Source organism: Parachlamydia acanthamoebae, assembly GCF_000875975.1.
Taxonomy (GTDB): domain Bacteria; phylum Chlamydiota; class Chlamydiia; order Chlamydiales; family Parachlamydiaceae; genus Parachlamydia; species Parachlamydia acanthamoebae.
In genome coordinates, this window is the sequence record NZ_BAWW01000066.1 from 122,294 (window position 1) to 135,703 (window position 13,410).

Sequence of the window (13,410 nt, forward strand, 5' to 3'; positions counted from 1 at the left end):
AATCTGTTAATGCTAATATTTTTTTAACATTTATTCAACCAAGAGGTTTCTCGATGCCTTTTAAAATTCATAAAACACAAGAAAACTTTTCTTCTCAGGTTCAAGAACTAAAAAAAATTAGTACTAATAAGAGTGTTTATCTGAATACAAAATTGAAAGGCTCCTCGGAGCAAGATAAAAAAATTACCCGCTGGCTTAAGCGGTTTATTTCTTTTTTTCCTAAACTTCATATCGCCCAGACATCCCCAGTTAGGGTTGCTCGTGAAATTGGTAAGTTTGCAGAAAAGCACCAAAAATTTTTAGGAGAAAAGGATCAATCAGATTTAATCGGAATCGTTCAAACTCTCAAAATTGAAGATCAAAATCAGAGTGAATTGAAAAAAATAAATGCAGTCATCTCTAAAATTCAGTCCTTATCCCCTATCAATAGAGAAGTTCCTGAAATTGAACTTAATGAAATGCCCCCGGAAGTATTGGAGATCATACTCAGCTTTATGGATGACGAAATAGACTATTTACATGCTAGGCAAGTAGATTCGAGATGGAATGAAGTTTCTTTAGAAGCAGCCAAAATAAAAGAACGTTTATTGCTCCAAAATGTTATTCAAGTTGTAATTCATTACTGTAAATCAAAACAAAATTCGATTCTTTCTATAGAAGACAGCGATCAGCCTGATATAATAAAAGATGCTGAAATATGGAAAGAAAGAATTACGCTTTTGGAAAAACTTAAAAAAATATCAGATTCTCTAAATCAGAAAGCTTCCCTCAACTTCAAAACTCAATTTTTATAGAAAAACTTAAATTCGTAGGTTTCATCCATTCTTTTGATGATGAGTCTATAAACATTTTAAAAAGGGAAATAAAAGCCTTAAATTTACCTTGGCTTTTCGATAGTATTTTTGACCCGGAAATAAACAAAAACTTTATAAATTCAATAGAAAAACTGCTAGAAGAAAAGAAATATGCCGAAATTCTCGAAATCGTCGAGTTTACTCAAACCATTAGCCTTCTAGAAAAAATAACCATTATTCTAAAGGAAGCAGCCGAAGAATTAAGTTATTACAATAGCTTAACATTCTCCCAATCGCTTCGTACTAATTATCATAGAGTAGAAGGAAGACAAGAAATTAAATCGGTGGTTTATAGAATGGGAGAAAAGCCTAAAAATGCAACCTATAATGACAAACTTAAAAAATCAATTAACTTGGTAATATCTTTCCTACAAGAAAAAGATATAATTGATAAAAATCTTCTTGATGGGGATAATTCCTGTCAGGAAGATTAATAATAATTAATGCAAGTTGAGAAACCAAGGAAAATTGCCTCTTGAATACATTGTAGATGCTTTTCCTGTGTCTGTTTGCAGAAACATAAGAATTCGAAACTGCAGAATTTATGAAGGAGAAGAATTCAGAGGATATAACTTTAGTAAACGAGAATGGTTTTACGGACTAAAAGTTACTGTAATTGCTTCTCGGGATGGCTGTCCTTTGAGAGTGATACTTTGCCCGGGTAGTGAACATGACGCTGTTCCTTTCAAAGTGATGACTCGTAATTTGCCCAAGGGTAGTGAAATTTATGGAGACTCCGCATATTTGGATTATGAACATCAAAATATGCTTGAAGAAGTAGAAAAAATACGATTGATAGCACAACCAAAATCGAACTCTCTTCGTCCTATTAGTCTGCATGATTTTGTGAATTTGAGGAGCATTTTGGAGTAATTTCGAGGTTTTTGCCTAGGAAGATTCATGCCATTACTCCAGAAGGATTTGAAATTAAAGTCTTCGGATTTCTTATTGCAGCTGCAACAAACTCCCTAACAAATTAGTTATTTGCAACTTACATTAATTAACTTATAACTTAACGCGATATTCGCAATTTCCTTCGAGACTATCCATTTTTTTGTATACCCTAGAATGGGTGGTCCTAAACATGTAATGCTGAACTTAAATTTTATTGACTTTTCAGTGATAAAAGTCTTTCCTATTTGGGTCTTACTTGGAGATTTACAAGACTTTGACTTGCCCAACCTGTACCTCGACGACGATCAAAAAGAATGGCCATATCCACAATGGAAAACAAAATCATCAGTGTCTTAAATGTGGGCGTCAGTTTGTCATAGACCCCCAAAACAAAATTATTAGCGAAGAGAGACGGGGTTTAATTCGTCAGTCACTTTTAGAACGGGTTTCATTAGAGGGCATTTGTCGAATTTTTACCGTCAGTATGCCGTGGCTTTTGCAATTCTCATTAATGAAATTGTTGAGGATTTACCAGAGAACTTAAATGCCACAGTAACTAACACAGAAGAGTTCGAAGTTGCCGTTATTGAATTGGATGAACAGTGGAGCTATGTCGGGAGCAAGAATAATCAGCAATGGCTTTGGCTAGCTTTTCACTTACCTACACGACAAGTTTTAGCGATGCATGTGGGTAAATGCACACGAAAAGATGCTGAATGCTTGCTGAGAAAATTACCCGAAGACTTAAAAAAAAGCCATCTTTTATACAGATAAATTCTCAGTGTACTATGAAGTTGTTCCTTGGATACAACACCGCCCAGTCGGAAAGGAGTCAGGAAAAACAAGCTACATTGAAAGATTTAATAATACGCTCAGACAAAGATGTGCACGACTTGTAAGAAAAACGCTATCATTCTCAAAGAAACTTGCAAATTATGTCTGGACATCAAATATTTTATTTGTGATTACAATCAACATCACATATTTAGGACTACCCTAGAATGAATATAAAAACTTATGTTATTTTGAAATTTCTACCTTAATGGATCTAGGCAAGTTTGGTTTATCCTAAAAATATATGTCTTCCATCTAAGAGCTTGTTGACAAACCTAATTCGATAAGCGTTTTAACATTAATTTGACATCGCCAAGTAAATGAAAGCTTCTGTAGTAATAGTCCGATATTCGTAATCCTTACTCATATTCGTAATCCTTACTCAGCCTTCTATATCTACCAAGCCATGTAAATGTTCGTTCAACGACCCATATTGAATTGCTTACCCGTCCTTTTAACTACTTGAGGATCAATTCTATAGTTTCTTGTATAAGCTTGAGTGAAAGGTCCATCATAACCATCCTACCCAAATAATTTTAAGTTTTCTTTTGGGATTTTTCCAACTATCGAGGATGCCGAAGAGTCCTTTTCTTATCACTGTAACAAATGTTTTAATTAAAAGCCCTTGAGTATCAACCAATATATGGCGTTTTTTTCCTTTAATTTTCTTTCCCGCATCATAGCCAACAAAGCCCCCTTTCAGTCGTTTTAACTGATTGGCTGTCAACAATACCTGCAGAGAGATCTTCATTTCTTCCAAAATTTATTGATTATCCTAATATAGCTAAATTTTGGGATTTGTCAACAAGCTCTAACAAAGTCAATTTTCAAAAAAATCACAACTAAAATCCATTTTAAAACCACAATTTAAAATGTTTATTAATAGCCGTTAGATAAAATTGAAATCTTCAATCTTAACCTAACGAACACAAAGTTAATAATTTAAGATTGCGTTTTATATACTTTTGTAGTATTATTTTTTTCAAATATTTCACATTTCTATTGCTACTCTATTATATCTTAAAATTCCCACACAAAAACGATTCCTTTTTTATTAAACATTATTACTTAACATAATTTTAAAAAAAATTTATGAATAATATCACATCATCTCAAGATGCTCTTTCGATTCGTTCGGAAGGAGCAACACGCGAAACATCTATTTTGGATGAAACAAAAACCTTCAAAACATCTATTAATGATTTACCCGTTGAAGTTATTCAACACATTCTTCTTTTTTCAAGAGAAAGTCTTCCACATACAAGCTTAGTCAACAGAGAATGGCATGCTATCTCTATGGATACGCTCCCAATCATCAATCAAATAAACAATAAAGAAATCGCATTTTTTATTGACGTTTTGAGTAAAGAATTAAAATCTGAAAAAAATATAAAAACATTGGCTAATATTATCGCTGTTAGCACTGGTATTTTTTTTGAATACAATGAAGACTTGTCTCTAGAAATTCTTAGTGGAAGATCTGGCGAGAAAATACTTTTAAAAAGCTACTATAATAACAATAAATTTATAAGACAAGTAGCAGATGAAATACAAAAGCTACCACCTGAATCGGATTCAAATGAGTTCCAAATTGCATTCAGTCGATTAAAAGGACTATCAAGTCTTTTTGATCCTATCCTTAAACAATTTGAAGTAGAAAAAAAAGAAATAAATAAATTCGTTTCGTTACTACAAGAAGCTTTTGGAAAAAAAACTGAAATCGCTGAAATGTATAAAAAATATCTTTCCGACGTGAATGATCAATTAATAGGTTCCGCAAGAAATAAAAAATTTATCAGGGATGCGGCAAAAATGTTGATTAATGCTGATTTGACAAAGAGCAATTTTCAAAGTCTATATGCTTTGTTAAAATCTGAAAACTTTTCAAATCAATTTGATACATTATCATATGTAACTACAATTTGTTTACATTTGTATTCTTTATGTGATTCAGAATTAGAAAAAGTTTTGCATTCTTTGGGGAATGATTGTTCTATTTCAAATTCACTTGCTATAGAATTAGCTATAAAAATTGTGAAAAGACTGAACAAAAGCAAAAAAACTCAACGTACTTATAACGATGAAATTAAATCAGATTACAAATCCGTTATCACAAACAGGCTAAAGAATTTAAAAAATTTTAATGATCTCGCCCTTGTTTTAAATGGAATTTATTCCAAAAAAAATAAGTGTATTTTTGTAGAAGCAATTGTAGATATTTATAATGATCGCAAAAACATTACTTCAACTTCCATTCCTGATACCCTTTCTCGGAATTGGCACAGGTTATTTGAAAATAATGGTGAATTTTTAACTGTTTTTCAACTAATTAAAACGATGAAAACCGAAGCTAAAGACCCCACCATTCTTTCAGTTGCTACATACTTGGCTTCAATCGACTTACTTGACGAAATTGAAGATATCCTCAATCTCGCGAGCGAGATAAAACCCCCTCCAGAGGATTTTTCACCTTGGGCTCATCAACTCAAAAATACGGTCTTGTATCAAGTTGCGAAAATCTTACACGAAAGAAAACAACCCGAAAAGGCGCTTGAATTTGCAAAGAAAATTTCCGAGGAAGATCTTAGAAAAGAAGCGATAAAACTAGTTAAAGAAAGAAAGAGCGTCATTAAAAAAGTTAAAGGCCTTTTTAAAAAAAACAACTAACTAAAAAACGATCTCTTGTCCTTTCTTATCTAAGTGATGCAACATTTCCTGTTGCATCACTTGATACTACGATTTACTATTACCTGGTATGATCTGAATAATATCACGAATACTTATATTTTTAATCTAAAACAACAGCCTGTGAGAATATTAAATGCTTACTTTATCAAAAAAATTTCATCAAAGCCAGGATTACCTTGCCCTAGGCTACAAGCCCGTCTTCAATCCAACAAAGAACAAACTGACTTTTCGAAAAAAGTGCAAGACTCACGATATTTCCAATTTAAAAATGATGGTAGCCAAGATAAATGCCTTAACAAAACCTATTTTCACGGACATAGAATCTTATCGTACCTGCCATGCTAATATCAAATCGATTAATAAAAAAATTGATCGTCGCAATAACAAAATTCATATAAAAGTTGCGCATGTTTTTGTTAAAGCGGTCACTTTTGGAAGACGTGGAATAAAAACTGATCGCATCCGGTTAAAAGAATTCAATCAGAATTTAAAGCCTCTTTCTGTAGAGCTAAAAAATAGAATTTGGGCGGTGCACGCCACAAAATACCTTTCTGATGATGGGATTTTACACCCTTTTACTGAGCCTGCCGCAACATTTGCAAATCCATCTAAAAGCGAAAAAGCACTTCCTGCTATTTCGAATACGATTCACTTTGCTCTTGGAGAACTTGTCCGTCCTCATAAAGGCGGCTCATGGGATTCCCGCACAATGGCTGTAGTGACCCCTCTCAGTACAATTATTGATCAAGCAGTAAATGTGTTTGCTCATGATACCTTTATCACGGGAAATTGGGCATTAAAACCTGAATCTATAGTACTAATACCAGAAGAGGATGATACTCCAGAGTGGCAAGATCCTCCATTTACCATCATTCGCTACAAAAAAAGTGAAAAAACTTTAAGAAAAGCAATTGATGACATCATAAAAGACCAAGGCGGATTGTCTTTCAGAATGCAAAATCAAAGCGTTCTGCTTGGAAGCTACGCCATGTTAGATAATGATATCAACATTAACACAGAGTCTTTTTTTGAAAATCTTTTGCAGGAATATGAAGGAAAGCTATCTTTTGGGGATCATACCCACTCTTCAACCGGAGATGCATATGCACTAGGAATGATGAGACAGATCAGCGGTTTAATGATGGATGACCTTCTCAATGCGGATGAAGACTCACTATCGGAAATGTCTAGCGATCAGCGCTATGTCTATTATCGCATGCTAAGCTTTTTATATCGGAAAACCAAAAATAAATACTTTAGCTGTGAAGAACAAAAAAATTTCGAACAAACGATTCTAGATCAAGTAAAGACTGAATTGTATTCCGTAACAAGAGATGCGTTGAATTATCTATCTCCAGATTTTTTTAATAGTTTTACGGAGCAAGAACTCGACCAATTTATGCTTGAAAATCCAATATTATTCCAATTTTGCGAAATGCAACAATTTAAAGGCTCATGGGCCTGTTGTCGATGGATGACCATAGGATATGAACGTGGTTTGAAAGAAGGACTTGATGAATTGATTGATAAAGGATTTTTATTGCAAGCAAAAGCAAAGCCTCCCCTCGCTAATCCCGTATTTATTATGCTCCTGAATAATCATATGAATAAGTATACAGATCGAGCAGAAGTTGTGAATCATATTCTAAACCTGCAGGGCGTCAAATCATACAAAAAGAAATTAGGCTTTCTTGTAAGACTCGCATTAAAATCAATAGGTCTTCCTTTCCCCCGAAAAATAAAATTATCTTAATTTATGTAAAGTGATGCGGCCTTTAGGCCGTATCACTTAGGATCTAAAATTTCGATTTCCACTTGAATAGAACTGACAGTCAAGTTCGGATGACGCGGATCTTGCGAGCTTAACGGTTCAATACAAACGAATGTGGCATTCTTTGGATGATAGAGCTGCCAAGAGTTTTCTTGTGAAATGCATTGATACCTCTTTTCCAAATAGTAACTCCCCGCGTCTAACAGAATTTTTCCAGCTCGAGGGTTCGGAAAAGGATAAAAAGTTGTGTCAATGTCGTCATCGGCGATCGGAATTAAAACCTCATTTTGTTCGTCCATTTGCCACCGAGGAGGCTTTTTTTCCCCATTCTCAATCACTTCCGATTGGATGCGAGAATGAACGACACCTTTGCCTTGAGGTAAAGCATAGTAATAGTGCAGACCGACGAGCGAATCTGTATCACTCACGACCGAAAAATGTATTTTTAGTTCTTTTTGTGTAAGCTCAGCTTGAAAATGCATTTGAAAATTCTGTCCTTCCAAACTGGACAGCGTGACTCCCTTCCACTCATCATTTCCATTCAGTTTGGCATCCACCGTCGTTTCTGTAAATTCAGCCTTCCATGGAGCATAGCGTCCAATGCCGTGTGAAAAGGGCTCTTGCACTCCCGATTGTTTAACACGCGCAATATGAGGAAATAGGGACTCATCTGCAATGAGCGGAATGGTTGCTGGTAATCTGCGGTGAAAGTGGGGTCCGATTAATGCTCCAAGCCCTGCAAAACGCTCTTCAAATAAATTTCGAGTGGATTGATCGATGACTTCAATTTCACCTTTTTTATAACTCGCCATATTCATTCCTTGTTCAGGAAGAAAAGTGACTTCTAAAGGGATCCCTTGTGAGGTGACATTTTTTAACACAATCTTTTGCATATTTCCATTTCCTTAAATCAGCTGAAGCAAATCACGACCCTGTTGAAAAGTCAATTGATGGACATTCTTTTAAAGAAAATGTTTTTTGTAAAGAAGAATGCTTTAGAAACAAGAATGGAAAAATTTAGCGGCGAACAGCAGAAAATCCAAGGCACACGAAATAAATAAAAATTCCTAGAAGAACAATAGCCGAGAGACATTCTTTCACGGGGAATGCTTTTTGCAGATTGGCGTGGCGAGGATTAGAGGATTGAAACCAAACAAAGTGCTTTTTATTTTGTTCCTGCGCAATTTCTTGCTGCGCAGCCCATTCATTACGAAAGCGAAAAGAATCATCATAGGCTTCTTTTTTATAAAAAACCCCTTCAGACTCAAATTCGAAGGCAACCTTTAAAATATAGCGCTCCTCTCCCCATCCCACTAAATTTAGAATGGACCAAGGCTCTTCCTTAATCACCGACCACTCAATTTTTTCAGCTTGTGTCTTAGCATCTAGATGCGAGTAGTTATATAACTTATAAAGAGCCGTGCCACTAAAGAAAAAAGTGGGCAAGCCAATAATGAGCAGAAAAATAAGCCATCCTTGATTTTTACGCATGGGTTTTTAAACACTGGTAAAATTTTTCGGGAATCGGAGAATCAAAAGACATCTCTTTTTTATAGATGGGATGTACAAATCCTAAATGATGGGCATGTAAACATAACCGCTTAGTAATGTGACTTTCCCCTTCTCCCCCATATTTTTTGTCTCCCACAATCGGAAAACCGTGATCTTCGCAATGTACACGAATCTGATTTTTTTTGCCTGTTTCTAGCTTTAAGTTGAGCAGAGAAAAATGGGTCCGCGCTTCGACTGTCTTAAAATGAGTAATCGCTAATTCCCCTTTATCTGGATCTTGTGTCGAATGAACAACATATGCCTTATCCTCATAGAGATAGGATTGCCAAGTCCCCTCTTGCTGAGTCATTTTCCCATGCACAACCGCCGTATACTCGCGGTCGATGTCGTGGTCGGCAAACAACGCTTTCAACCCAAAAAAGGCCTCTTCAGTTAAAGCAAAAAGCATTACACCAGACGTATCTTGATCCAAACGATGGACAACATAAACTTTACGTGGTCGATAGCGTTCTTTTAAAAAAGCATGCGCGGTCTTGGCTTTATCAAAATTTGTTGCAACACTCAATAATCCTGCAGGTTTCTCGATCACAACTAAATGCGCATCTTCATAGAGAATAGGCACCTTTTCTTTGCGCGCTTTTCTAACGCCGAGAGAAATGGTTTGACCAGCTTCTAAAGGTGTCGAAGCAATTTTAACGATCTGATCATCCACAAAAATGCGCCCATGCTTTAGCCATTCGCGAAGTGTCGTTTTGGAGCTATTGGGTGATAATTTCGCTAATGCGTCAAGAGCATTTAATGGTTCTGAAAGTGTGTATTCCATAAATTTAAATCCTTAAAAACGGGTTAGTTTATCACAAAATTTAATTTTGGGAAATAGAAGATCGCCTAGAAATCTTATTGTTAATTATCTGATTCCACTAGCTAACTTGCGTAACAAAGTTTTTTTATGTATAATTCTCTCTGTAAAGCCAAAGATAATTTTATTTTATTAACAGAGGTGATTTAGCTATAAATACCCATATGAAGACTTAGCCCGACCGCAAAATATGTGGAAAATGACAAGCAGAATATGGGGAACATGTGGTATTTTTTGCTCTAAGAGATAGAATTTCCGATTGAGATCGACGAACAACTTCTTCACAAAAAGATGAGGCATCGCAACAATTGGTAGCCTTGAGAACTTCTTTTTGGATGACTTAGAGAAAAGTTTTTAATACAAAAATCAGATAAGCCAGTTTTGTTCATGTAATTGACAATAAAATGTTTATAATCTAGACTTCTTCACTCAAAAAATGTGCAGCGAAGAGTCGACGATATAGGAGCTAAAATGAATGCGCAGCCCAATTTTCAAGATTCTGATTACAAATATGGATTTGTAACGAATGTTGAAACCGACAGTTTTGCTAAAGGCCTGAATGAGGATGTCATCCGCGCTTTGTCTGAAAAGAAGAACGAACCGGCCTTCATGCTGGATTTCCGCTTAAAAGCCTATCAAAAATGGCTGGAAATGGAAGAACCCCATTGGCTGAATGCGAACTATCCTCCCATCGACTATCAAAACATTCGCTATTATTCCGCTCCTAAGATGAAGCCTCAACATGAAAGTTTAGAAGATGTTGATCCAGAAGTCCTTAAAACATTCCAAAGACTAGGCATCCCCTTGGATGAACAAATGCGCTTAGCAAACGTGGCTGTGGACATGGTATTTGATTCCGTTTCAATTGGAACAACTTTTAAGAAAAAATTGGATGAAGCTGGCGTAGTTTTATGTTCCATCTCTGAAGCGATTCAAAAATACCCTGAACTCGTTGAAAAATACATGGGCTCCGTTGTTCCGATTGGAGATAACTTTTTCGCTGCGTTGAATTCAGCCGTTTTTACAGACGGTTCTTTTGTGTATGTTCCAAAAGGAGTCATTTCTCCCATGGAACTCTCGACTTACTTCCGTATTAATGATAAAGAATCAGGCCAATTTGAACGCACTTTGATTATTGCTGAAGATGACTCTTTTGTGAGTTATTTAGAAGGTTGCACTGCTCCCGCTTATGACAACAATCAGTTGCATGCTGCGGTGGTAGAGCTCGTTGCATTAGATCGCGCGCAAATTAAGTATGCAACCGTGCAGAACTGGTACGCTGGGAATCCAAAAACCGGAGAAGGCGGAGTCTACAACTTTGTGACAAAGCGAGGTCGCTGCGCTGGTGTGCATTCTAAAATTTCCTGGACGCAGGTCGAAGTGGGCGCCGCCATTACATGGAAATACCCTAGTTGTATTTTGCAGGGGGACAATTCGATTGGAGAGTTTTACTCTGTCGCTCTCACAAATGGGAAAATGCAAGCAGATACAGGAACTAAGATGATTCACTTGGGCAAAAACACAAGCTCAACCATTATTTCCAAAGGGATCTCCGCAGATTCATCACATAATAGTTATCGAGGTCTTGTAAAGGTAGCCCCCCGCGCTGAGGGAGCCCGGAACTACACCCAATGCGATTCCATGCTTGTCGGTGATCAATGCACGGCTAATACCTTCCCTTACATTGAAGTAGGCAATTCTACAGGATCTGTAGAGCACGAAGCTTCCACTTCTAAATTAAACGAAGAGCAGCTATTTTACTTTAGACAACGAGGCATTTCGCAAGAAGATGCAATCAGCATGATTGTAAACGGTTTTTGCAAGGATGTGATCCGAGAGCTTCCCCTCGAGTTTGCCGTTGAAGCTCAAAAATTATTAACTCTCAAACTTGAAAATTCCGTGGGATAAAGATTTAGGACTTATCATGATTAAAATCATCAATTTACATGCTTCTGTTGAAGGAAAACCGATTCTAAAAGGACTCAACCTCACCGTTCATCCTGGAGAAATCCATGCCATCATGGGACCTAACGGGGCCGGGAAATCCACCCTAGCAAAAGTCTTGGCTGGCCACCCTGCTTATGAAGTGACCGAAGGACAAATCCTTTTTAATGATCAAGATGTCTTGGAACTAGAACCTGAAGAGAGAGCGCATCTGGGTTTATTCATGAGCTTTCAATATCCGGTGGAAATTTCAGGCGTGAGCAACATCCAATTTTTGCATACCGCTTACAATGCTAATCGAAAAGCTAAAAATGAACCGACTCTTTCTTTAGAAGAATTTGATCAGCTTCTCGATGAAAAAATGAAGCTCATGGAAATCAAGCCAGAATTCAAAGAACGAAGCTTAAATGAAGGCTTTTCTGGTGGAGAGAAAAAGAGAAACGAAATCTTACAAATGGCCATTTTAACTCCCAAACTCGCCATTTTGGATGAAACAGATTCGGGCCTAGACATCGATGCAATGCGAATTGTGGCACGCGGTGTCAACCAGCTGATGACTCCTGAGACTGAAATCATCTTAATCACGCACTATCAAAGACTTTTGGATTACATTAAACCAACTTATGTCCATGTGATGTTAGAGGGCAAAATTGTGCAATCTGGAGGACCCGAGCTTGCACTTGAATTAGAAAGTAAAGGATATGATTGGCTCATAGAATCGCCACAAGGAGCGTCGGAATGATGACTCTTTCTCAATCAAACCAAGAATCTTTTCACTCTTCTCTCGAAGAAGCATTTCGCAATGTGGCAGGTGACCCCCTCTTAAAAAAAATCCGTCAAAAAGCGTGGGATCATTTTTTAGAGCTGGGACTCCCGACTCCAAGAAACGATGTTTTTCGCTACGTCCCCCTGCGAAAACTTTTTGCACATACTTATGCAACTGCACTAACACCAGCGCTTGACAAAGCCAAAATTGCTGATTTTATTGCCCCTGAATGTATCCATTCTGTGCTCGTTTTTGTAAATGGCTATTACGTCCCCAGCTTATCTGATATCTCGGGCTTACCAACCAAAGTGGTCGTCACCCCCCTTGAACAGGCAGTTCGCTCATTTGGTGCATTTTTGACCAACCAGTGGGGCAAAACGTTGATGGAAGAGACGGATCCTTTTGCAACCTTAAACGCGGCTATACATACAGATGGAATTTTTGTGTATATTCCCCCTCGTTTACAAGTTGAAAAACCAATACAGATTTTAGAAATCATGGATACAGAAGTTCCTTTCATGTCCATGCCTCGCCTCCACTTTTTTGTGGGTGCACAATCCGAGCTAAACGTTCTTTCCGCACTAGGTTCGTTATCTGGCAGCACATATTGGGTGAATCAGGTCGCCGATTTTTCCATCGAAGAACAGGCTCATGTACGTTATACACAAACCTCTTATCCACTTCCCCCTGAATGCTGGCAAATGACTTCGACACGAGCTTATCTCAAAAAAAACAGCACATTCCTCGCCGTTCATGCGACAGAAGGCAGCACAACTGCTCGACACGACTACCGTGTGGTATTAAATGGCGAAAACGCCCATGCAGAACTAAATGGCGCCTGGACATTGGATGAGAAGCGAGAAGCGCATACGCACGTTCTGGTGGATCATCAAAGCCCGAATTGTCAATCTTTGCAGCTTTTCAAAGGGATCTTAAATGGCTCTAGTCATTCGAGCTTTGAAGGTAAAATTTTGGTTCGACAAGCTGCTCAAAAGACAAATGCTTTTCAATTGAATAACAACATTATTTTGAGCGATACAGCCAGAGCCGAAAGCAAACCAAACCTAGAAATCTTTGCGGATGATGTCAAAGCGTCGCATGGAGCCACAGTGGGGCAATTGGACAAAGAGCAGCTCTTCTATTTAAAAACACGTGGTTGTCCCCCTGTGGATGCAAAGCGCTTATTGGTCGATGGTTTTGCCCAAGAAGTGTATAATAAAATCTCTATCCCCTCAGTTCGTCAACATTTAGCCCAGCGCATGCAAAATTATTTATAAGCGGAGGTGAA

Annotated in this window: 10 protein-coding genes and 3 pseudogenes; 9 read left to right on the forward strand and 4 right to left on the reverse strand. The window is 37.3% G+C overall.

What is annotated here, in order from left to right:
* The first annotated feature begins 53 nt into the window (after positions 1 to 53).
* The 4 genes and pseudogenes from AOM43_RS10175 (at position 54) to AOM43_RS13125 (ending at position 2,753) form a co-directional block, all read left to right on the forward strand.
* The gene (locus AOM43_RS10175; protein ID WP_059360135.1) at positions 54 to 794 is read left to right on the forward strand and encodes an F-box protein; all 741 of its coding nucleotides are present in this window, start codon (positions 54 to 56) and stop codon (positions 792 to 794) included.
* Positions 795 to 1,150: 356 nt separating this feature from the next.
* On the forward strand, positions 1,151 to 1,288 hold the full coding sequence (locus AOM43_RS13435) for a hypothetical protein (protein WP_161792769.1): 138 nt from the start codon (positions 1,151 to 1,153) through the stop codon (positions 1,286 to 1,288).
* A 13-nt stretch (positions 1,289 to 1,301) separates the two neighbouring features.
* A pseudogene (locus AOM43_RS10180) lies at positions 1,302 to 1,834 on the forward strand (transposase); the annotation flags it as partial.
* 188 nt (positions 1,835 to 2,022) lie between these two features.
* Positions 2,023 to 2,753 (forward strand): annotated as a pseudogene (locus tag AOM43_RS13125) (IS1 family transposase).
* A gap of 447 nt (positions 2,754 to 3,200) precedes the next feature.
* Here AOM43_RS13125 and AOM43_RS13345 read toward each other — a convergent pair.
* Positions 3,201 to 3,322 (reverse strand): annotated as a pseudogene (locus tag AOM43_RS13345) (transposase); the annotation flags it as partial.
* A 352-nt stretch (positions 3,323 to 3,674) separates the two neighbouring features.
* On the opposite strand from AOM43_RS13345, the gene AOM43_RS10195 reads away from it, so the two are divergent.
* Complete coding sequence (locus AOM43_RS10195; protein WP_059360141.1) at positions 3,675 to 5,249, forward strand: F-box protein; 1,575 nt, start codon at positions 3,675 to 3,677, stop codon at positions 5,247 to 5,249.
* 154 nt (positions 5,250 to 5,403) lie between these two features.
* A complete protein-coding gene (locus AOM43_RS10200; RefSeq protein ID WP_059360143.1) occupies positions 5,404 to 7,023 on the forward strand; it encodes a hypothetical protein in 1,620 nt (539 codons plus the stop codon).
* A gap of 32 nt (positions 7,024 to 7,055) precedes the next feature.
* On the opposite strand, the gene AOM43_RS10205 is transcribed toward AOM43_RS10200, so the two are convergent.
* The 3 genes from AOM43_RS10205 to AOM43_RS10215 all read right to left on the reverse strand — a co-directional run bounded on the left by AOM43_RS10205 (position 7,056) and on the right by AOM43_RS10215 (position 9,376).
* Positions 7,056 to 7,934, reverse strand: coding sequence for an aldose epimerase family protein (locus tag AOM43_RS10205; RefSeq protein WP_013924389.1), 879 nt, complete (start codon positions 7,932 to 7,934; stop codon positions 7,056 to 7,058).
* 124 nt (positions 7,935 to 8,058) lie between these two features.
* The gene (locus AOM43_RS10210; protein ID WP_006342399.1) at positions 8,059 to 8,532 is read right to left on the reverse strand and encodes a hypothetical protein; all 474 of its coding nucleotides are present in this window, start codon (positions 8,530 to 8,532) and stop codon (positions 8,059 to 8,061) included.
* Positions 8,525 to 9,376: an RluA family pseudouridine synthase gene (locus AOM43_RS10215; RefSeq protein ID WP_059360145.1), complete on the reverse strand. Its 852-nt coding sequence runs from the start codon at positions 9,374 to 9,376 to the stop codon at positions 8,525 to 8,527. The genes AOM43_RS10210 and AOM43_RS10215 overlap by 8 nt, the downstream gene beginning before the upstream one ends.
* 507 nt (positions 9,377 to 9,883) lie before the next feature.
* Between AOM43_RS10215 and sufB the strand changes: the two genes are divergently transcribed.
* Genes sufB through sufD form a run of 3 tightly spaced genes read left to right on the forward strand, consistent with a single transcriptional unit; the run spans position 9,884 to position 13,399 of the window.
* Entirely contained in the window at positions 9,884 to 11,320 is a 1,437-nt protein-coding gene (gene sufB / locus AOM43_RS10220; RefSeq protein ID WP_013924387.1) for a Fe-S cluster assembly protein SufB, read from the forward strand.
* 16 nt (positions 11,321 to 11,336) lie between these two features.
* Complete coding sequence (gene sufC, locus AOM43_RS10225) at positions 11,337 to 12,098, forward strand: Fe-S cluster assembly ATPase SufC (RefSeq protein WP_006342396.1); 762 nt, start codon at positions 11,337 to 11,339, stop codon at positions 12,096 to 12,098.
* Positions 12,095 to 13,399, forward strand: coding sequence for a Fe-S cluster assembly protein SufD (sufD, locus tag AOM43_RS10230; protein WP_059360149.1), 1,305 nt, complete (start codon positions 12,095 to 12,097; stop codon positions 13,397 to 13,399). Before sufC ends, sufD begins: the two co-directional genes overlap by 4 nt.
* The last annotated feature ends 11 nt before the right edge of the window (positions 13,400 to 13,410 follow it).

What these genes read in the sequence shown, in the direction of transcription:
- AOM43_RS10175 (WP_059360135.1), top strand. Translation starts at nt 54, where the DNA reads ATGCCTTTTAAAATTCATAAAACACAAGAAAACTTTTCTTCTCAGGTT.
- AOM43_RS13435 (WP_161792769.1), top strand. Translation starts at nt 1,151, where the DNA reads ATGGGAGAAAAGCCTAAAAATGCAACCTATAATGACAAACTTAAAAAA.
- AOM43_RS10195 (WP_059360141.1), top strand. Translation starts at nt 3,675, where the DNA reads ATGAATAATATCACATCATCTCAAGATGCTCTTTCGATTCGTTCGGAA.
- AOM43_RS10200 (WP_059360143.1), top strand. Translation starts at nt 5,404, where the DNA reads ATGCTTACTTTATCAAAAAAATTTCATCAAAGCCAGGATTACCTTGCC.
- AOM43_RS10205 (WP_013924389.1), bottom strand. Translation starts at nt 7,934, where the DNA reads ATGCAAAAGATTGTGTTAAAAAATGTCACCTCACAAGGGATCCCTTTA.
- AOM43_RS10210 (WP_006342399.1), bottom strand. Translation starts at nt 8,532, where the DNA reads ATGCGTAAAAATCAAGGATGGCTTATTTTTCTGCTCATTATTGGCTTG.
- AOM43_RS10215 (WP_059360145.1), bottom strand. Translation starts at nt 9,376, where the DNA reads ATGGAATACACACTTTCAGAACCATTAAATGCTCTTGACGCATTAGCG.
- sufB (WP_013924387.1), top strand. Translation starts at nt 9,884, where the DNA reads ATGAATGCGCAGCCCAATTTTCAAGATTCTGATTACAAATATGGATTT.
- sufC (WP_006342396.1), top strand. Translation starts at nt 11,337, where the DNA reads ATGATTAAAATCATCAATTTACATGCTTCTGTTGAAGGAAAACCGATT.
- sufD (WP_059360149.1), top strand. Translation starts at nt 12,095, where the DNA reads ATGATGACTCTTTCTCAATCAAACCAAGAATCTTTTCACTCTTCTCTC.